At 63.6% G+C, this 17,842-nt stretch carries 14 protein-coding genes; 8 read left to right on the forward strand and 6 right to left on the reverse strand.

Annotated elements, in window-relative coordinates:
* Positions 1 to 354: 354 nt before the first annotated feature.
* From hisS to NKH37_RS16610, 5 genes are all read left to right on the forward strand, one after another.
* Positions 355 to 1,917, forward strand: coding sequence for a histidine--tRNA ligase (gene hisS, locus NKH37_RS16590; RefSeq protein ID WP_352592591.1), 1,563 nt, complete (start codon positions 355 to 357; stop codon positions 1,915 to 1,917).
* Positions 1,918 to 2,095: 178 nt separating this feature from the next.
* The gene (locus NKH37_RS16595; RefSeq protein ID WP_352817634.1) at positions 2,096 to 3,211 is read left to right on the forward strand and encodes an ATP phosphoribosyltransferase regulatory subunit; all 1,116 of its coding nucleotides are present in this window, start codon (positions 2,096 to 2,098) and stop codon (positions 3,209 to 3,211) included.
* On the forward strand, positions 3,208 to 3,909 hold the full coding sequence (hisG, locus tag NKH37_RS16600; RefSeq protein ID WP_353005089.1) for an ATP phosphoribosyltransferase: 702 nt from the start codon (positions 3,208 to 3,210) through the stop codon (positions 3,907 to 3,909). Before NKH37_RS16595 ends, hisG begins: the two co-directional genes overlap by 4 nt.
* 498 nt (positions 3,910 to 4,407) lie before the next feature.
* Positions 4,408 to 6,174 (forward strand): AMP-binding protein, encoded by a 1,767-nt coding sequence (locus NKH37_RS16605; protein WP_023716482.1) that lies wholly within the window; start codon positions 4,408 to 4,410, stop codon positions 6,172 to 6,174.
* 84 nt (positions 6,175 to 6,258) lie between these two features.
* The gene (locus NKH37_RS16610) at positions 6,259 to 7,362 is read left to right on the forward strand and encodes a calcium:cation antiporter (RefSeq protein WP_023716483.1); all 1,104 of its coding nucleotides are present in this window, start codon (positions 6,259 to 6,261) and stop codon (positions 7,360 to 7,362) included.
* Between the two features lie 475 nt (positions 7,363 to 7,837).
* Here the strand turns inward: NKH37_RS16610 and NKH37_RS16615 are convergent, their stop codons facing one another.
* Positions 7,838 to 8,311: a methyltransferase family protein gene (locus NKH37_RS16615; protein ID WP_023716484.1), complete on the reverse strand. Its 474-nt coding sequence runs from the start codon at positions 8,309 to 8,311 to the stop codon at positions 7,838 to 7,840.
* Positions 8,312 to 8,332: 21 nt separating this feature from the next.
* The gene (locus tag NKH37_RS16620; RefSeq protein WP_023716485.1) at positions 8,333 to 9,226 is read right to left on the reverse strand and encodes an NAD(P)/FAD-dependent oxidoreductase; all 894 of its coding nucleotides are present in this window, start codon (positions 9,224 to 9,226) and stop codon (positions 8,333 to 8,335) included.
* A gap of 114 nt (positions 9,227 to 9,340) precedes the next feature.
* On the opposite strand from NKH37_RS16620, the gene NKH37_RS16625 reads away from it, so the two are divergent.
* Both NKH37_RS16625 and NKH37_RS16630 read left to right on the forward strand, forming a co-directional pair.
* Entirely contained in the window at positions 9,341 to 9,988 is a 648-nt protein-coding gene (locus NKH37_RS16625; RefSeq protein WP_023716486.1) for a TetR/AcrR family transcriptional regulator, read from the forward strand.
* A gap of 321 nt (positions 9,989 to 10,309) precedes the next feature.
* Positions 10,310 to 10,912 (forward strand): cupin domain-containing protein, encoded by a 603-nt coding sequence (locus NKH37_RS16630; RefSeq protein ID WP_352482348.1) that lies wholly within the window; start codon positions 10,310 to 10,312, stop codon positions 10,910 to 10,912.
* A 159-nt stretch (positions 10,913 to 11,071) separates the two neighbouring features.
* On the opposite strand, the gene NKH37_RS16635 is transcribed toward NKH37_RS16630, so the two are convergent.
* From NKH37_RS16635 to NKH37_RS16645, 3 genes are all read right to left on the reverse strand, one after another.
* Positions 11,072 to 11,776: a hypothetical protein gene (locus tag NKH37_RS16635; protein ID WP_352493856.1), complete on the reverse strand. Its 705-nt coding sequence runs from the start codon at positions 11,774 to 11,776 to the stop codon at positions 11,072 to 11,074.
* A 34-nt stretch (positions 11,777 to 11,810) separates the two neighbouring features.
* A complete protein-coding gene (locus NKH37_RS16640) occupies positions 11,811 to 13,067 on the reverse strand; it encodes a coiled-coil domain-containing protein (protein ID WP_353041233.1) in 1,257 nt (418 codons plus the stop codon).
* A 489-nt stretch (positions 13,068 to 13,556) separates the two neighbouring features.
* Positions 13,557 to 14,465 carry a hydrogen peroxide-inducible genes activator gene (locus tag NKH37_RS16645; protein WP_353005084.1) on the reverse strand — a complete coding sequence of 303 codons (909 nt, stop codon included), beginning with the start codon at positions 14,463 to 14,465 and terminating at the stop codon, positions 13,557 to 13,559.
* A gap of 148 nt (positions 14,466 to 14,613) precedes the next feature.
* Here NKH37_RS16645 and katG point away from each other — a divergent pair, with 148 nt between their 5' ends.
* Positions 14,614 to 16,812 carry a catalase/peroxidase HPI gene (katG, locus tag NKH37_RS16650; RefSeq protein WP_353005082.1) on the forward strand — a complete coding sequence of 733 codons (2,199 nt, stop codon included), beginning with the start codon at positions 14,614 to 14,616 and terminating at the stop codon, positions 16,810 to 16,812.
* A 76-nt stretch (positions 16,813 to 16,888) separates the two neighbouring features.
* Here katG and NKH37_RS16655 read toward each other — a convergent pair whose 3' ends face one another.
* Positions 16,889 to 17,566: an MIP family channel protein gene (locus NKH37_RS16655; RefSeq protein WP_352641539.1), complete on the reverse strand. Its 678-nt coding sequence runs from the start codon at positions 17,564 to 17,566 to the stop codon at positions 16,889 to 16,891.
* Positions 17,567 to 17,842: the final 276 nt, after the last annotated feature.

The following is a 17,842-nucleotide window of genomic DNA, read 5'->3' on the forward strand; positions in this document are numbered from 1 at the left end:
AGCCTCCGCCAAGCTCAACTGGCCCGTCTGCTTCACTGCCATCGCGATTCCCTCAGAGCGTCCACCTCAGAGAATCACAATCAGCGAATTACGCAACAGGCCCCTTGTGGGAGAAGGTGGATCGGCGCGCAGCGCCGAGACGGTTGAGGGGTGTTGGAAGAAATGAGGCGCAGGCGTTCCCTGGAACACCTCTCATCCGACCGAGCTTCGCTCGGCCACCTTCTCCCACAAGGAGAGAAGGAAGAAGCGCAAACCCTTGCCGCTCCCGGCTGCATCGGTTAGGACACCCGCGCCGTGGAAATCGGTTATTTAACCGATCCCCGGAGCGCCACGAAACCACCGAGTACCCATCCCATGGCCGACAAATCCGAAAAGATGAAAGCGCGGCTTCCGCGCGGCTTTGTCGACCGCGGCGCCGACGATCTGCGCGCCGTCGAGAAGATGATGGCGACGATCCGCTCGGTCTTCGAGCTTTACGGTTTCGAGCCGGTCGACCAGCCGCTGATCGAATACACCGATGCGCTCGGCAAATTTTTGCCCGACCAGGACCGGCCGAACGAGGGCGTGTTCTCGTTCCAGGACGATGACGACCAGTGGCTGTCGCTGCGCTACGACCTGACCGCGCCGATGGCGCGCTTTGTCGCCGAAAATTTCGAACGCCTGCCGAAGCCCTATCGCAGCTATCGCTCCGGCTGGGTGTTTCGCAACGAGAAGCCCGGTCCCGGCCGATTCCGCCAGTTCATGCAGTTCGATGCCGACACGGTTGGCACGCCGGGCGTCGCCGCCGACGCCGAGATGGCGATGATGATGGCCGATGTGATGGAGGCGCTCGGCATCAAGCGCGGCGACTACGTCATCCGCGTCAACAACCGCAAGGTGCTCGACGGCGTGCTCGAGGCGATCGGCCTCGGCGGCGAGGAGAACGCTGGCCGCCGCCTGCAGGTGCTGCGCGCGATCGACAAGCTGGACAAGTTGGGCGTCGAGGGCGTGCGCCTGCTTTTGGGTGCAGGGCGCAAGGACGAGAGCGGTGATTTCACCAAAGGTGCCGGGCTGGATAATGCGCAAATCGACGTTGTGATCAGCTATTTCACAGTCATGGCGCAGCACGATCCCGAAAAAATTGTCCAGACACTGGGATCCATCAACCCCGGACTCAGCAATCTTGTCGAGGAAAGGAAACTCGAACATCTGGGCATAACGAATGCGTCGTTTGTCGAGGGCCTTGCAGAGCTGGAACAGATAAGAACCATGGTCGCACAAAGCGGCTACGGTGAGGATCGCATCCGCATCGACCCCTCCGTCGTCCGCGGCCTCGAATATTACACCGGCCCGGTCTACGAGGCCGAGCTGCTGGCCGAGATCCCCAATGAGGACGGCCAGATCGTGCGCTTCGGCTCGGTCGGCGGTGGCGGCCGCTATGACGGCCTCGTCTCGCGCTTCCGCGGCGAGCCGGTGCCGGCGACCGGTTTTTCGATCGGCGTCTCCCGCTTGATGACGGCGCTGAAGAACCTCGGCAAGCTCGACATTTCGGATGTGATCGCGCCGGTCGTCGTGCTGGTGATGGACAAGGATACGGAAAGTCTCGGCCGCTACCAGAAGATGGTCGCCGAGCTGCGCGCCTCCGGCATCCGCTCGGAAATGTATCTCGGCGGCGCCGGCATGAAGGCGCAGCTCAAATATGCCGACCGCCGCGGCAGCCCGGTCGCCGTCATCCAGGGCGGCGACGAGCGCGCCAAGGGCGAGCTGCAGATCAAGGACCTGATCGAAGGCGCGAAGATGTCGGCCGAGATCGCCGACAACGCCGAATGGCGCGCCGCACGGCCGGCGCAGGTGACCGTGGCGGAAGGCGATCTGGTCGCCGAGGTGAAGAAGATACTGGCGGCGCAGGCGGCCGACCGGGCGAAAGGTGGCGCGTGAGCACCCCCCTCTGGCCTGCCGGCCATCTCCCCCTCAAGGGGGGAGATTGGCAGCTTCAGCCTCACCGTCTTCTTTCCAACGCTGGAGATTGGCGAAAGCAGGCGCGATATCCAATCTCCCCCCTTGCGGGGGAGATGGCCGGCAGGCCAGAGGGGGGTGCCTCGCGCCCCACATCCCCATGACCTCCCCCGCCATCGCATCCGACATCGCGACGCTCTTCGCCGCGCGCAACACCCATGCGGTCGAGGTCGCCGTGCTGCAGCCGGCCGATCCGTTCCTCGACATGGCCGGCGAGGATTTGCGGCGCCGCATTTTTCTCACCGAAAGCGAGACCGGGCAGACGCTTTGCCTGCGGCCGGAATTCACCATTCCGGTCTGCCTCGACCACATTGCCAGCCAGGCCGGCACGCCGCGCCGCTATTCCTATCTCGGCGAGGTGTTTCGCCAGCGCCGCGAGGGCGGCAACGAATTCTTCCAGGCCGGCATCGAGGACCTCGGCGACCGCGACACGGCCGCCGCCGACGCGCGTTCGCTGGCCGATGCGCATGCGCTGCTTTCGCTGGTGCTGCCCGGCCGGGACCTGGCGGTGACGCTTGGCGACCAGACCATTTTCGAGGCGGTGCTGGCAGCGCTTGGCCTGCCGCGCGGCTGGCGCATGCGGCTGGCCCGCGCCTTCGGCTCGGCGCCAATGCTGGAAGCGGCGCTTGCCGACCTCGCCAATCCGCCGCGCAACAGCCAGATCGCCGGCGCGGTGGCAGCGCTTGTCCTCGACGGCGATCTGGAGGCTCTTTCGGCGCATATCGCCGGCGGCATGGAAGAGGCCGGCCTGTCGGCAACGGCCGGGCGTTCGCCGTCCGAGATTGCGCGGCGGCTGATCGAGAAAGCCGAACTGCGCAGCGTCCGGCTGTCGAACGAGGCATTTGCGGCTTTGAAGGGTTTCCTGGCGATCGACGTGCCGCTAGATAGCGCCGCCGGGGCGCTCGCAAGTTTTGCCGCCGATGCCGGGCTTTCGCTGGGAACTGCGCTGGAGAATTTTGCCGCCCGCGCCGCGGCAATCGAAAGCCTCGGTCTGCCGATGTCTGAAATCAGCTACGATGCCGCCTTCGGCCGCCCGCTCGATTATTACACTGGCCTCGTCTTCGAGGTCGCGGCGCAAGGCGGCGACCGGCCGCTGGCCGGTGGTGGCCGCTACGACCGGCTGCTGACGCTGCTCGGCGCCAAAACGCCGATCCCCGGCGTCGGTTTTTCTGTCTGGCTCGACCGCATCGAGGCGCTGCGGGAGACGGCGCCATGATCACGCTGGCGCTGCCGTCGAAAGGCCGGCTCAAGGAGCAGGCGCTGGAGATGCTGGCCAAGGCCGGGCTTGCCGTCAGCCTGCCCGGCGACGAACGCAAATACCGCGCCCGTATCGATGGCCTGGAGAGCGTCGAGATAGCGTTCCTGTCGGCCTCCGAGATTGCCGGCGAAATCGGCCAGGGCTCGGTCGATCTCGGCATCACCGGCGAGGACCTGCTGCGCGAAAACCTCGCCGACTGCGAGACGCGCGCCGAAATCATCGCCCGCCTCGGTTTCGGCAATGCCGATGTCGTCGTGGCCGTGCCCGACATCTGGCTCGATGTCGACACCATGGCCGACCTCGACGACGTCGCCGCCGATTTTCGCCAGCGCCATGGAAGGCGGCTCAGGATCGCCACCAAATACTGGCGCCTGACCCAGCAGTTCTTTTCGCAAAAGCACGGCATCCAGGTCTACCGCATCGTCGAAAGCCTCGGCGCCACTGAAGGCGCGCCGGCAGCCGGATTGGCCGACATCGTCGTCGACATCACCACGTCAGGCTCGACGCTGCGCGCCAATCATCTCAAGGTGCTCGCCGACGGCGTGATCCTGCGCTCGCAGGCCTGCCTTGTGGCGTCGCGGAAGATGCGCGCTCCGGCCGACGAGGCGGTGTTGCGCGATGTCGCGGCCAGGATGGCGTCGGTGAACTCGGGTTGACGATCGCGGAGCAGGCGCCGTCGGCCAAGCTGCCAATCTCCCTCCTTGCGGGGGAGATGGCCGGCAGGCCAGAGGGGGGTGCTGTCCCGCCGACCTGTCAGCCAATCGGAGCCTCATCCGTTCCCGGTTGGGGGTGCTGAAGTCGAACTTGGCGATCCTTCGCACCCCCCTCTGCCCTGCCGGGCATCTCCCCCGCAAGGGGGGAGATCGGATATCGCCTCGGCCTTTGCCAACCACTAACGTTGGATCCAGCGGTCTAGCCGCGGCACCGACCTGAAGCGATTTTCCTGATGTACAGCAATTTTGTTCTTGCTTTGTGCCGGCAGCTATGCTACTAATCTCCCTATGGTGCCAATTGGCCCCGAAGACCCGCCCGTCGAGGCGGTTTTTTTGTTTTCGGCCCTGACAGGGCGAGTTCCAACCCCAGCCCTATCATCGACGGGATTTCCACCACCCCGCCGGGCTGATAGGCTCGGCCTGTCTGCGGAGGACACGGCGATGCCGATCAATCTCGACGAGCTGAAGAATGCCACCAGCCTGCGCGGCAAGCGCGATGGCGGTTCGTTCATTGCGCCGGTCGACGGCACGGCGCATGTCTCGGGCGAGCGCAGCGTGCCGCTGCTCAACCTGACGATCCCGGCGCTGTTTGCCGATACGGTCGGCAGATACGGCACGCTCGATGCCGCCGTCTTCGTCGAGCAGGACAAGCGCTTTACCTGGGAGGAACTGTCGGACACCGTCGATGCGCTCGCCGCCGGCTTCCTGGTGCTCGGCCTCGAGAAAGGCGACCGCGTCGGCATCTGGTCGCCGAACCGCTGGGAATGGCTGGTGACGCAATTCGCCACCGCCCGCATCGGCCTGATCCTGGTCAACATCAACCCGGCCTACCGGCTGGTCGAGCTGGAATATGCCTTGAACAAGGTCGGTTGCCGAGCGCTGGTCACCGCCGCCAAGTTCAAGAGCTCCGACTATCTCGGCATGATCGAGACGCTGGCGCCGGAGATCGCCAAGGCAGCGCCGGGCAAGCTCGACGCCAACAGACTGCCGGCGCTGAAGATCGTCATCCGCATGGACGAGGAGAATTCGCCGGGCATGTTCAATTTCGCCGACGTGCTGGCGATGGCCGGGCGCGACGAACATGATAAGCTCGACCGCATCTCCGACGGGCTGAAGCCGGACGACGCCATCAACATCCAGTTCACCAGCGGCACGACCGGTGCGCCCAAGGGCGCGACGCTGACCCACAACAACATCGTCAACAACGGCAATTTCGTCACCGCGGCGATCAGGCTTACGGTCGACGACCTGCTGTGCATCCCGGTGCCGCTCTATCACTGCTTCGGCATGTCGATGGGCACGATTGGCTGCGTCACCAAGGGCGCGACCATGGTTTTCCCGAGCGAGGGGTTCGATGCCGGCGCCACGCTGAAGGCGGTGGCAACGGAACGCTGCACCGCGCTCTACGGCGTGCCGACCATGTTCGTCGGTCTGCTCGACCATCCGGAGTTCGCCTCCTTCGATCTCACCAGCCTGCGCACCGGCATCATGGCCGGCTCGCCATGCCCGATCGAGGTGATGAAGAAGGTGGTGTCGCTGATGCACATGGCCGAGGTGACCATCGCCTACGGCATGACCGAGACCAGCCCGGTGTCGTTCCAGAGCAGCGTCGACGACCCCCTGGAAAAGCGCGTCTCGACCGTCGGCCGCGTCCATCCGCATGTCGAGGTCAAGGCCATCGACGCCGAAGGCGCCACCGTCGTGGTCGGCGCGCCGGGCGAGCTCTGCACGCGCGGCTATTCCGTGATGAAGGGCTATTGGGACGACGAGCAGAAGACCCGCGAGGCGGTCGACGCCGACGGCTGGATGCACACCGGCGACCTCGCCACAATCGATGCCGAGGGCTATTGCAACATCGTCGGCCGGGTCAAGGACATGGTCATCCGCGGCGGCGAGAACGTCTATCCGCGCGAGGTCGAGGAATTCCTCTATCGCCACCCCAAGATCAAGGAGGTGCAGGTATTCGGCATTCCCGACCCGAAATATGGCGAGGAGCTGTGCGCCTGGATCGTGCTGAAGCCCGGCCAGATCACAACGGAGCAGGAGATCAAGGCCTTCTGCGCCGGGCAGATCGCCCATTTCAAGATCCCGCGCTACATCCGCTTCCGCACCGAATTACCGATGACGGTGACCGGCAAGCCGCAGAAATACCTGATGCGCCAGGCGATGATCGACGAACTGGGATTGGTGACGCAGAAGACGGCTTGAGCGCGCGCTTCAGGCTTTCGCAGGGTTCGCAGAAGGGGCTTGCCCAGAAGGGACCTGCAACACGGCTTGCGGAAGGGGCTTGGAATGAGTGGTTTCGCAAGATCGGCGGTTTCCTACGGCATGCCGTTGGCCGCCCTGGCGATGGCTGTCGCGGTCAGGGCCAGCGGGGTGTCGGTGGACGAAGGGTCGCTTGGCACCAGGATATTTATCGGCGCGCTTTCGAGCGCGATCATGTTCACCACCATTTTCGTCGTGCTCGACCACGCCGAGGCGGTGGCCCGGCGGGTAGGCGAGCCGTACGGCACGTTGGTGCTGACCATCGCCGTGACGGCAATCGAAGTGTCGATCATCGTTTCCATCATGCTGCACGGAGCCAACAACCCGACGCTTGCACGCGAATCCGTCTTCTCGACGGTGATGATCACGTCGACCGGCGTTGTCGGCATGTGTCTGACATTTGGCGGCTGGCGTCATCGCAAGCAGGCAATCGTCCGCCAAGGGACCAGCGCCTATCTGGCGGTGCTGGTCGCACTGAGCGTCACGACGCTCATTCTGCCGACCTACACGCGAACCACCGATCCCGGCACCTTCTCGGCCGCCCAACTCGGCTTCGTCAGCGTGCTTTCAGTGCTGCTCTATGCGGGTTTTCTGTTCGCGCAGACTGTCCGCCACCGGGATGATTTCATCGACGGACAAGCGCATGGCGCCGCAGTGCCAGCCGACGCCCACGAAAGCATTGCCGCTAGTGCTCTGCTCCTGCTGATCGGGCTGATCGGCATCGTCATGCTGGCCGAGCAGGTCGCCGCCAGCGTCGAGGATGCGCTCGTCGCCTATCAGGTGCCCCAGGCCGACGCCATTGTCGGCGCGATGATCGCCGGGCTGGTCTTGATGCCGGAGGCGATCTCGGCGGTTCGCGCCGCCCTCAACAACGAGCTGCAGCGCGGCCTGAACGTCGCCATGGGTTCGGCCTGCGCCACAATCGGCCTGACAATACCGGGCATCGCCGCCGCCAGCCTGCTGACCGGAAGAGGCCTGACCCTGGGCCTGCCGGCGACCGACGTGGTGCTTTTGGTCCTGGCGCTCTTCATCTGCAATGTGAGCTTTAGCACCGAGAGGACGACGTTCCTGACCGGGCTGGTGCATCTGGTGGTGTTTTGCACGTATGTGTTTTTGATATTTGTGCCGTGAGGGTGGGGGGAGGTGGGCGGTCAGAGGCGGATAGGTTAGGAAAACTGCTTGAACGTCTCAATATGGGCCGGTGGCGGTCTGTCCGCTCTTGGTCACCGCTTCTCGAAAGCAGACATCGGTGTGCGGTGCGTCGACGGCTCATTTGTGGCGGCAAGCCGTGCAAGACGAGCGTCGGTTGACCATCGGGATCACCACCCTGCAGCGCGTGAAAGGTGCAGTGTGGCAGGTCGAAGGTGACGTGTTCGAACTCCATGTGTGTCAGGCTTCTCCAAGAGCGGTCGGACGAGCGATCCTGATGCTGGCCTCGGTGTCTCTGGTTTTGGACATGTGCGTCTCCTCAGGCGCCGGGTGTACTGCGTCAGCCGGCAGTCGGTTTCCGTGACACCGGCCCGCAACCTTCAGAATATGATAGCTCGCGGCAAGGAAGCCGGTGCTGGTTTATCAGAAGGCCCCGCAGGCGGCAGCGGCGGAATAGTCAGAGCCAGCGGCGAACCTCGGCCTTGTAGCGGCGGTAGTCGTCGCCGAACTTCGCTTCGAGATAGCGCTCCTCGCGGGCGATCACCTGCGTCTGGATCGCGATCAGCACCAACGGGAGCAAGGCGAAGGCGATCGGCCCGTCGAAGCCGATCGCAAGGCCGGAATAGATAAGCGCCATGCCGAGATACATGGGATTGCGGGTCCACCGATAAGGACCGGTCGTTGCGATGAGGGTCGTTGGCTGCGACGGCGGAACGTTGGTGCCCAGCCGCCGGAACAGCCCCGCCGCCGCAAGCATCATCGCCGCGCCGGCAACGAACAGCAGCGCGCCCGTCGCGACCAGCAACCGCCAGTCGATGCCGAAAGAGCGCAGGGTGACGAACCGCTCCGCCGCCAGCCCCAACAGCAGCGCTCCTAGATAGACGAAGGGCGGAGGGAAGCGCACACCCGCGCTGTCCGGTTCGACGGCCATGCTCATCTCCAATCTGTGCTCTCAAACAAGCATCGACTGCTGGGCTGAGATACCCGCCGTCGCGCCCTGCGATATTGCTGTGGTGACCGAAGCCATGGCTGGGTTTGCAAGATCGCCGGCGGCGTACATGCCGGGTATGCTGGTTTCGCGGCGCTCGTCGGCCTTCAGGGCGATGCCGAGGGGCGTATTGACCGTGGCGAGTCCCAGTGATTCATGCAGGCTTGCGGACGGCTTGTTGCGCGGATGCGCGAACAAGATATCGACTGCGACATCGGGGGCGGTATCGAGCTTGACGGTGGCATTGTGGCCCCTGTGGCGGGCGATTTCGGTGATCCGGCCATCAACGACAGGTATGTTGCGGCGCGCCAGATCGGCCCGGATATCGGGTGCAATGTCGTGACCATCGGCGAAGACCGTCAACGTGTCGGTCCAGTCGTGGTACAGCCTGACATAATTGTGCGACGGCGGGCCGGACCAGACGAGGCCCCAATGCTGGCCGGCGACTTCAAAGCCATCGCAATAGGGGCAGGGTACGATGGACGTGCCCCAGCCTTCGGCAAAGCCCGGAACATCAGGCATCTGGTCGGCAACGCCATAGCTCAGGATCAGTCGCAGCGCCCCAAGGCTTTCGCCAGCGCCAGTGAGGACAGAGAAATCGTCGATGGCGCCGGAGACCCTGTCGGCCCGGGCATTGACCAGCCTGATCGTGGGATAGCGCGCCAACTGCTGCCGCGCTTCGGCCAGGATGTCCAGCGGTGGCTTGTGATCGTGGCCGAGCAGACCATGCGAGTGGCCGGCGAAGCGGTTGCGCGGCAGGCCGGTATCGAGAACGGTGACCTTGCGGCGGGCACGGCCGAGCTGCAGGGCGGCGGCGAGACCGGCAAAGCTGCCGCCGATGATGATGACGTCATCCATGGTGATGGGCTCCGTATGTGGATGAGGGGTTGGTTTGGGCCTGGCTTGCACATTTTTGACACTGCGTGGTATCGTAATTCAAGAATTATGATACTGTCAAGGACTGGAATTGTCGTGACCGAAAACAGCCAGGGCCGGCGCGGCCGGCCCGCCAATGAGGCGCTTGGCCAAACGATAGTCGACGCCGCGTGCGAACTCTTTGAGGAATTGGGTTTTCATGCGACGACATTGGACAAGGTCGCCCAGCGAGCGAAGATATCCAAGCTCAGCATCTATCGGCACTTCGAGAACAAGGAGGCGCTGTTCAGCGCGGCCATCGCGGCCCGCTGCCATCAGTTTGCACCACAGGCCCTTTTTGAAGGCGTCGACGGTTCGGCCGAAGATCAGCTCATGGCGGTGGGATCATCCCTGCTTCGCACGCTGTTGAACCCGGACGTCCGCAGTGTCGAAGCCATGATCATGGCCGACAAGACGAATCAAAAGTCGTTAAGCAAGCTCCATTACGAAGCCGGCCCCGCCCATGTCATCGCCCAAATCGAGGCCCTGTTGCGTCAGTTGCACGCGAAGGCGGTTCTGAACGTGACCGACCCTCTCCGGTCCGCCCGCTTGTTTGCCGCGCTTATCAAAGGATCCGATCTCCTGATTATCGCACGCTTCGATGAGGCGAGAGCAGAGGACGACAACGAAATCGAATCCTATTGCCGGTCGGCCGTCGCCATGTTCATCGCCGCGCACGGTGGCAACGACCACCCGGGCGGATAGCCTAGGAGTACTTGCATGATATTTGGGATGCTCGCATTGACATCAACGCGACTATTATCGTTGGGCAGCGGGCTGACCGGCGGAGTAACCGCTACCACCCCATTCGAGGCCTTAGTGCCGGCTTAGCAGACCGTCAGCTTTCGGGAAGCTGCAATGGTGGTCTGAACGGCAAAAATGCGGCGCAAAGCAGCCATTCAGGATTTGCCGGACCTTGTTGCGGAGCCGCCATGGTGCAGATCGCGGAACTCTAACCCTAGCGGAACCAACCGCCACGCAGCCGATTAACCGGCATGGAGCTCCAAACCACCCAAGGGCCACCCCATGAGCATTCTGCAAACCACGAAGAAGGCCGTCGAGCAGGTCACCGGCATCGCCAGGCCAGACAGGCGAGAGGTCGCCGACCTCCTGAGGCCGCGCAAAGCGAATGCATTTCGGTTCAGGGATGACGGGCTGGTGCCCAACCATCCGTTCTGGCCGCTGGTCGTCTATCGCGGCGCCGTGACGCTGCCCGAAGACTTCGATCCGGCGGCTGTCATGGAGGCGCTTTTTGAAGCCAATGGCTGGGGCGATAGCTGGCGCAACGGCATCTACAACTACGTTCACTACCATTCGCGCATACATGAGGTGCTGGGCGTCGCGCGCGGCACGGCCAAGGTTCGCTTTGGCGGCAAGATGGGACGAACGCTGTCGCTGAAGGCCGGCGACGTCGCGGTGCTTCCGGCCGGCACCGGGCACCAGCGTCTTTCCGCATCCGACGATTTTCTAGTCGTCGGCGCCTATCCTCAATCCGGCACCTATGACCTGTGCACGACTGCCGCCTACCATGCCAAGGCGGTCGTAACGATCCCCAAGGTTGGCCGGCCGCGCAAGGACCCTGTCTATGGAAGCAAAGGCCCGTTGCTCGCAGCCTGGGAAAGCGACTGAAGTCGTTCCTTTCGAAGGGGCTTGCGGGTTCGCTTCGGGGCTCAAACCGAACCTTTGACCAACACCTCCGGCGCCACCGACGAAGAAGGGCGCCTTGTAGATGGCGAAGCGGATCGTGCCGCTGTCGGCGTGCGGCAGCGCCGGCAATCAGGCTTGGTACTATATTATTGCAATGACCCTGCCCGACCCATCGAGGCGACAACTGACTTGCGCCTGTCGGACTTCGATGCCACCCTTTCTTGCGTAGTCTATTCGCACCTCGATCGGCGCCGTGAGTGCACCCCGAAGTTGACGCAAGGCGCCTGCGCTTACCGCGTGGACACGGACGGCGCCAAGCGGCGTCGCAGCGGCCATGATCGCCGCGCGGCAGGCTCGCACCACCGCAACCGGCGTACCGGGTTTCGCTGTCAGTGGTCCCAGAGATCCAAAGGGATACCCCTTGGTGGAGTCACCCCCACCGGCTTTGGAAGGCCTGAGGACGGGTGGCAGGACGATGGATTGCCTGGCGGTCTTGGCAGAGGAAGGGGCTGTCACTGCAGTCGAACTGTCGGGTGCGGTAGCCGCTTCATTTTCGGCGGACGGATCGTCGCCCACACTGGCACTTGTGCTTGTGTCACCAATGTTGCCGCTGGCACTAACGCCTGCGTCGACTGATCCGTCATCTGCACCGACCGAAGCTCCAACATTTGCTCCGCCTACGCCGTCGACGCTCGTGCTCGCCCCCACAGATACGCCTTGCGAACCGGCGCTCACTCCAGCACTGACCCCGACACCGCCGGCCCTACCGCCCACACCTGCTTCAAGAGCCGAGGCAGGCCCAATTGTGATCCCGATCGTCAACGCGGCTGCGACATACTTGTTCATTGTCATCTCCCCTGCGGCTTTCGCTCCCTAGTCTTCACTGGCGCGGCTCGCCGCTTTTGGATGGCCGTGTTGGAAGCAATGCGGCGGGAAGAGGTATGGTTGCCAGCAGAGCAGTTTGTGGCGACTTTTGGACCTTCACTTTCTGTTTTTTCGGCAAGCCCGGTTTACGGGCTGGTTGGGCGCCCGAATGCGATAACCTGCTTGCAAGTGCACTCGCGGGGGTACGTGCTTTCGGCGCGCGCTCCACAGCCGCAGTGCGACGCTTACCCTTGACAATATCAATTGCCTGACGCGCGGCACTGAGGCTGCGGGCTAGACCGATAGCCCTTTCACGCTCCTGGTCCAGAGCGGCACTCAATTCTACCGAGTTCTGCTTTAAAGCATCGCGTTCCTGGCGAACAATATCGAGGTCACGTACAACTGAATCTGCTCGTTCGTGTCCCCGTTCGAGTGTTTCTCGAGCCTGCTTTAGAGCGGCCTCGGCCACCTGTCGGTCCCTTATGGCGTTGGCCTGCTCGACGGCTGCCAGATTTGCGCCTTTCTTAAGAGCATCGATAGTTTGGCGAGCCGTGGTAAGTTCTTGTTCCAAGAGCTCAACCTTGTGCCGCTCGTCATCAAGCGCTCGCTTCGCAGCAAGCTGGGAGGCTTCCATAGAGGGGTGCGCTCCAAGCGCGGCAGCCTTCTCGCTGTTCCAGAGACTGGCTTCGGCCCTGTAGCTTTCGATAACGCGCTGCGCCGCCTCCAGATCGAGCGCGAGCGCTTCGTCTGTTCGCTGCTGCTCATTTAGGGCGTGTGCTTGCTGAGCCACCGTGTCTGCCAGTACGTGTGCCTGGGCGCTTAGCTCACGTGCGCCGCGCTGCATAGCGTCCAGCTCCGCTCGTGCTGCGGCCAATTCGCGGCGTAAAGCCTCCTCATGCTCGCCGAGCGGCGTTTGCGCGCCCTCCTTGAGTGCCCGTGTTTTGAGTGCCTGCGCTTCGCTGAGCACCAGCTCTCTAGATATACGGGATCCCAGCGCGCTCGGTTGTGGCTTGCCCGGTTCTTTGCCGACCTCGGTGTGTTCGGAAACCGCGACCGACGAGCTGTCGTTAGCTGTGGTAACCGCTGACGCTTCGGGCGCCAACTGACCATTTGCCGGAGATGCCAACAGCAGAACGAGGCATAACGGAATGAGGGATGGTATGGCGTTGCACCCCCTGCCGCGTATCCCGTGAAGTAAAATCAAGGGCCGTGGTTTAATAAAGGTGAAGTCACAGCGGAGACATTTTGACCTGGTACTCTGCGCATGATTCATCACTGAACCTCACCGATCGCGGCCCTCACCGCTATTGTATTCTCCACTTACTGCACGCCGCGGATGCCGCACCAAAAAGATCAATGCTAGTGAAGCACCCTCGGCAACGCCAAAGCACGGAATTGCGCGCAAAGGCTGTTTCCTATTTCCTTAGTTGTCATCATTCGAACAAACGGAACTTTCGGCTTTCGGGATGACCATCTTCCCTACCCAACGGCTGTGATGCGGCGCAAAGCAGCCATTCAGGTCTGCGAAGGTCGACTTCGAGTCAACACCAGACTTCCGCTGGATGGTACGGCGCACCTCACCCGCCAGCACCGCCGCTTCCAATCGGGATGATCTTCGCAAGCTGGATGCATTCATCGTGCCGGACCTTGGTGGGGAGCCGCATGGCGGCTTGCTCGCCGCCTGGGAAAGGGACTGAAGTCGTCCCTTTCGAAGAGGCTTGCGGGTCCGCTTCGGGGCTAACCGGACCCAACATCCGCCGCTCTACGCCGCCAGCACCGCCGCATCCAGCCCGCGAATAATCTTCGCCAACTCCACACATTCGTCGTGCCGCACCTTGTTGCGCCGCCATGCTAGGCAGATCGTGCGTTGCGGCATTGGTTCCTGGAACGGCACGATCTTCAGATCGGGGATAGTGCTGGCCGGTCCTGCCGCCATTTCCGGGATGAGCGTGACGCCGAGCCCGTGCGCCACCATTTGCAGCAGCGTCGTCAGGCTGGTCGCGCCGTAGCTTGCCATTGCCACCGGCCGCACGCTGCCGCAGACGGCGAGCGCCTGTTCGCGCAGGCAGTGGCCTTCCTCCAGCAGCATCAGCCGCTCCAGCGCCGGGCTTTCCGGCGGCACCGGCGGCGAGGCGAAGGCGGGGTCGCCGGCCGGCACGGCCAGGAAGAACCGGTCGGAGAAAAGTTCTTCGGTGACCAAGCCGGGATAGTCGAGCGGCAGTGCCGCGACGAAGGCGTCGAGCTTTCCCGAGCTGGTGTCCTCGACCAGCGATGCGGTCACCGCCTCGCGCAATTCGAGCTGCAGCGCCGGGAAATGCCGTTTCAGTTCCGGCAGCACATGCGGCAAGAGATAGGGCGCCACCGTCGGGATGATGCCGAGCCGGAAGCGGCCTTCCAGCGCCGGGCGGCCGCGCCGGGCCGTCGCCTCGACGTCGCGGACGTCGGCAAGAATGCGCTCGATGCGCGGCAGTAGGGCCTGCGCCTCGTCGGTCATCCGCACCGCCTTGCCGCCGCGCTCGAACAACCGGCAATTGAGCCGCAGCTCCATCTCGGCGATCTGCGAAGAAAGCGCCGGCTGGCTGACGCCGGCGAGTTTTGCCGCACGGCCGAAATGCAGCGTTTGCGCCAGCGCTTCGAAATAATGCATCTGCCGGACGGTCAAGCCAATCATAAGGAAAACCTATCAGAATAAACAGCAAAGGCAATTTGTCTTTATCGGCTGGGCAGGCTAGTCTGGAACCATTCCAGAATGGCGCGGCTGCTGGCCCTGCCCGGAAAATCAACAAAATCCCGGAAAATCAACAAAATCGGAGGCAAAGATGGACGCGAAAACCGACGACAACAGCGCCGGCAAATGCCCGGTCCCACATGGATCGGCCAGGAGGAGCAATCGTGACTGGTGGCCGAACCAGCTTGACCTTGGCGTCCTCCACCAGCAGTCCAGCCTCTCGGACCCGATGGACGAGGACTTCGACTACGCCAAGGAATTCAAGAGCCTCGATCTCGATGCGGTGATCAGGGATTTGCACCAGGTGATGACCGATTCGCAGGATTGGTGGCCGGCCGATTTCGGCCATTACGGCCCGCTCTTCATCCGCATGGCCTGGCACAGCGCCGGCACCTATCGCATCGGCGATGGCCGTGGCGGCGCCGGCGCCGGCCAGCAGCGTTTCGCGCCGCTCAACAGCTGGCCGGACAACGCCAATCTCGACAAGGCGCGCCGGCTGCTGTGGCCGGTCAAGCAGAAATACGGCCGCAAGATCTCCTGGGCCGACCTGTTGATCCTCACCGGCAACGTCGCGCTGGAATCGATGGGCTTCAAGACATTCGGCTTCGCCGGCGGCCGCGCCGATGTCTGGGAGCCCGAGCAGGACGTGGACTGGGGGTCGGAAACCAAGTGGCTCGACGACGAGCGCTATTCCGGCGACCGCGAACTTCACGGCCATCTCGGCGCCGTGCAGATGGGCCTGATCTACGTCAACCCGGAAGGGCCAAACGGCACGCCCGATCCATTGGCCTCGGCACGCGACATCCGCGAAACCTTCGCCCGCATGGCCATGAACGATGAGGAAACCGTGGCGCTCATCGCCGGCGGCCACACCTTCGGCAAGACCCATGGCGCCGGCGATGCATCGCTGGTCGGGGCGGAGCCGGAAGGCGCCGGCATCGAGGCGCAGGGCCTCGGCTGGTCGAGCAAGCATGCCACCGGCATTGCCGGCGACGCCATCACCTCGGGCCTCGAAGTGACCTGGACCACGACGCCGACGAAGTGGAGCAACAACTTCTTCGACAATCTGTTCAACTACGAATGGGAGCTGACCAAGAGCCCGGCCGGCGCCCATCAGTGGACACCGAAGGGCGGCGCCGGTGCAGGCACCGTGCCGGATGCGCACGATGCCTCGAAGCGCCGCGCCCCGGCGATGCTGACCACCGACCTCGCGTTACGCGTCGACCCGGCCTACGAGAAGATCTCGCGGCGGTTCCACCAGAATCCGGATCAGTTCGCCGATGCCTTCGCCCGCGCCTGGTTCAAGCTGACCCATCGCGACATGGGTCCCGTCGTCCGCTATCTCGGCCCGCTCGTGCCGAAGGAAGAGCTGATCTGGCAGGATCCGATACCGGCAGTCGACCACGAACTGGTCGGCGAACAGGATATCGCCTCGCTGAAGGCGAAGATCCTGGCCTCCGGCCTGTCCGTGTCCGAGCTGGTCTCGACCGCCTGGGCCTCGGCCTCGACTTTCCGCGGCTCCGACAAGCGCGGCGGCGCCAACGGCGCCCGCATCCACCTGGCGCCGCAGAAGGACTGGGAGGTCAACCAGCCGGCGCAGCTGGCCAACGTGCTCGAAAAGCTCGAAGGCATCCAGGGCGAGTTTAACGCCGGGCAGTCCGGCGACAAGAAAGTCTCGCTTGCCGACCTCATCGTTCTCGGCGGCGTCGCCGCGGTCGAGAAGGCGGCGAAAGACGGCGGCCATGACGTCAAGGTGCCGTTCACGCCAGGCCGCATGGACGCCTCGCAGGAACAGACCGATGTCCAGTCCTTCGCCGCGCTCGAGCCGAAAGTCGATGGCTTCCGCAACTACGTCAGGGGCAAGCCGCCGATGTCGGTCGAAGCGATGCTGGTCGACCGGGCGCAGCTGCTGACCTTGACGGCGCCGGAGATGACGGTGCTTGTCGGCGGGCTGCGGGTGCTCGGCGCCAACACCGGCCAGTCGAAGCACGGGGTGTTCACCGACAGGCCGGGCACGTTGACCAATGATTTCTTCGTCAACCTGCTCAGCATGAATACGGTCTGGGATCCGGCCGCCGGCTCCGATGAAGTCTACCAAGCGCGCGACCGCAAGACCAAGGCGGTCAAGTGGACCGGCACCCGCGCCGACCTGATCTTCGGCTCGCACGCGCAGTTGCGTGCACTTGCCGAGGTTTACGGCTCGGCCGACGCCGGGCAGAAGTTCGTCAGGGATTTCGCCGCGGCCTGGACCAAGGTGATGAACGCCGACCGTTTTGACCTCGCGGCCTGATCCAGCACACGAAGTTCTCGACGCAACAAAAAAGGCGCGGGCCTCGACCCGCGCCTTTTCGTTGGGCCTCCGAAAGTCAGTCCTTCTCGAAGATACCGGCCTTGGCAACCACGCCGGCAATGGCGCCGCCGATCAGCGGCGCGACGATGAACAGCCACAGCTGGCCGATCGCCGCAGTTCCCGAAAACAGCGCCGGTCCGATCGAACGGGCCGGGTTGAGCGATGTGCCGGTCACCGGGATGATGGCGAAATGCAGGCCGGCCAGCGTCAGGCCGATTACGAGGCCGGCGAAGGCCGTGGTGTGCTTGGCGTTGGTGACGCCGAGGATCACCGTGACGAAGGTGAAGGTTCCGATCAGCTCCCACAGGAAGGCCGAGCTGACGCCCCATTTCGTCACGTCCCAGCCATTGGCGCCGAAGCCGCCGGTGTGGCCGCCGACCTGTCCGGAGACGATGATCCACAGTGCCAGCGATGCGATGATGGCGCCGATGATCTGCGCGATCCAGTAGGGAATGACGTCCCTGGCCGGCATCCGCCCGGCAAGGAACACGCCGAGCGTCACCGCCGGATTGAGATGCGCGCCCGAGATCGGGCCGATCGCATAGGCCGCCGCGATCAGGCCGATGCCGAATGCCAGACCGATACCTTCCTGGCCAAGTGGCAGCGCGCCGCCGAAGCCGCCCGTCACCACCGAAGCCGTGCCGATGAACACCAATAGAAACGTGCCTAGAACTTCCGCCAGATAAGTTTTCATTGCCCTCTCCTCGTATCGACCCGCGGCTCCGCTTTTTTCTGCGACGCGAATCACCGCGCAAAAGAGTATTCGCAACCGCAAAAGTTGCAAAGCAGCGCAGTTGCACCTGCCGGCGTGCTTGTGCTCGCCAGACAAGAACATTAGAGGCTTATAATATATTGATCGAATTATTTGGTTCCGCATGCCGACGCCCGCTTGGTGGCGGCGGCTCGCGATGCACCAACCCACATTCGTCACCCGCCTTGCATGGATTGTCTCGCCGTCGGGGAAACAGAC

The sequence above is a fragment of the Mesorhizobium sp. M1217 genome (assembly GCF_040318275.1).
Classification (GTDB): Bacteria; Pseudomonadota; Alphaproteobacteria; order Rhizobiales; family Rhizobiaceae; genus Mesorhizobium.

What these genes read in the sequence shown, in the direction of transcription:
- hisS (WP_352592591.1), top strand. Translation starts at nt 355, where the DNA reads ATGGCCGACAAATCCGAAAAGATGAAAGCGCGGCTTCCGCGCGGCTTT.
- NKH37_RS16595 (WP_352817634.1), top strand. Translation starts at nt 2,096, where the DNA reads ATGACCTCCCCCGCCATCGCATCCGACATCGCGACGCTCTTCGCCGCG.
- hisG (WP_353005089.1), top strand. Translation starts at nt 3,208, where the DNA reads ATGATCACGCTGGCGCTGCCGTCGAAAGGCCGGCTCAAGGAGCAGGCG.
- NKH37_RS16605 (WP_023716482.1), top strand. Translation starts at nt 4,408, where the DNA reads ATGCCGATCAATCTCGACGAGCTGAAGAATGCCACCAGCCTGCGCGGC.
- NKH37_RS16610 (WP_023716483.1), top strand. Translation starts at nt 6,259, where the DNA reads ATGAGTGGTTTCGCAAGATCGGCGGTTTCCTACGGCATGCCGTTGGCC.
- NKH37_RS16615 (WP_023716484.1), bottom strand. Translation starts at nt 8,311, where the DNA reads ATGGCCGTCGAACCGGACAGCGCGGGTGTGCGCTTCCCTCCGCCCTTC.
- NKH37_RS16620 (WP_023716485.1), bottom strand. Translation starts at nt 9,226, where the DNA reads ATGGATGACGTCATCATCATCGGCGGCAGCTTTGCCGGTCTCGCCGCC.
- NKH37_RS16630 (WP_352482348.1), top strand. Translation starts at nt 10,310, where the DNA reads ATGAGCATTCTGCAAACCACGAAGAAGGCCGTCGAGCAGGTCACCGGC.
- NKH37_RS16635 (WP_352493856.1), bottom strand. Translation starts at nt 11,776, where the DNA reads ATGAACAAGTATGTCGCAGCCGCGTTGACGATCGGGATCACAATTGGG.
- NKH37_RS16640 (WP_353041233.1), bottom strand. Translation starts at nt 13,067, where the DNA reads ATGAATCATGCGCAGAGTACCAGGTCAAAATGTCTCCGCTGTGACTTC.
- NKH37_RS16645 (WP_353005084.1), bottom strand. Translation starts at nt 14,465, where the DNA reads ATGATTGGCTTGACCGTCCGGCAGATGCATTATTTCGAAGCGCTGGCG.
- katG (WP_353005082.1), top strand. Translation starts at nt 14,614, where the DNA reads ATGGACGCGAAAACCGACGACAACAGCGCCGGCAAATGCCCGGTCCCA.
- NKH37_RS16655 (WP_352641539.1), bottom strand. Translation starts at nt 17,566, where the DNA reads ATGAAAACTTATCTGGCGGAAGTTCTAGGCACGTTTCTATTGGTGTTC.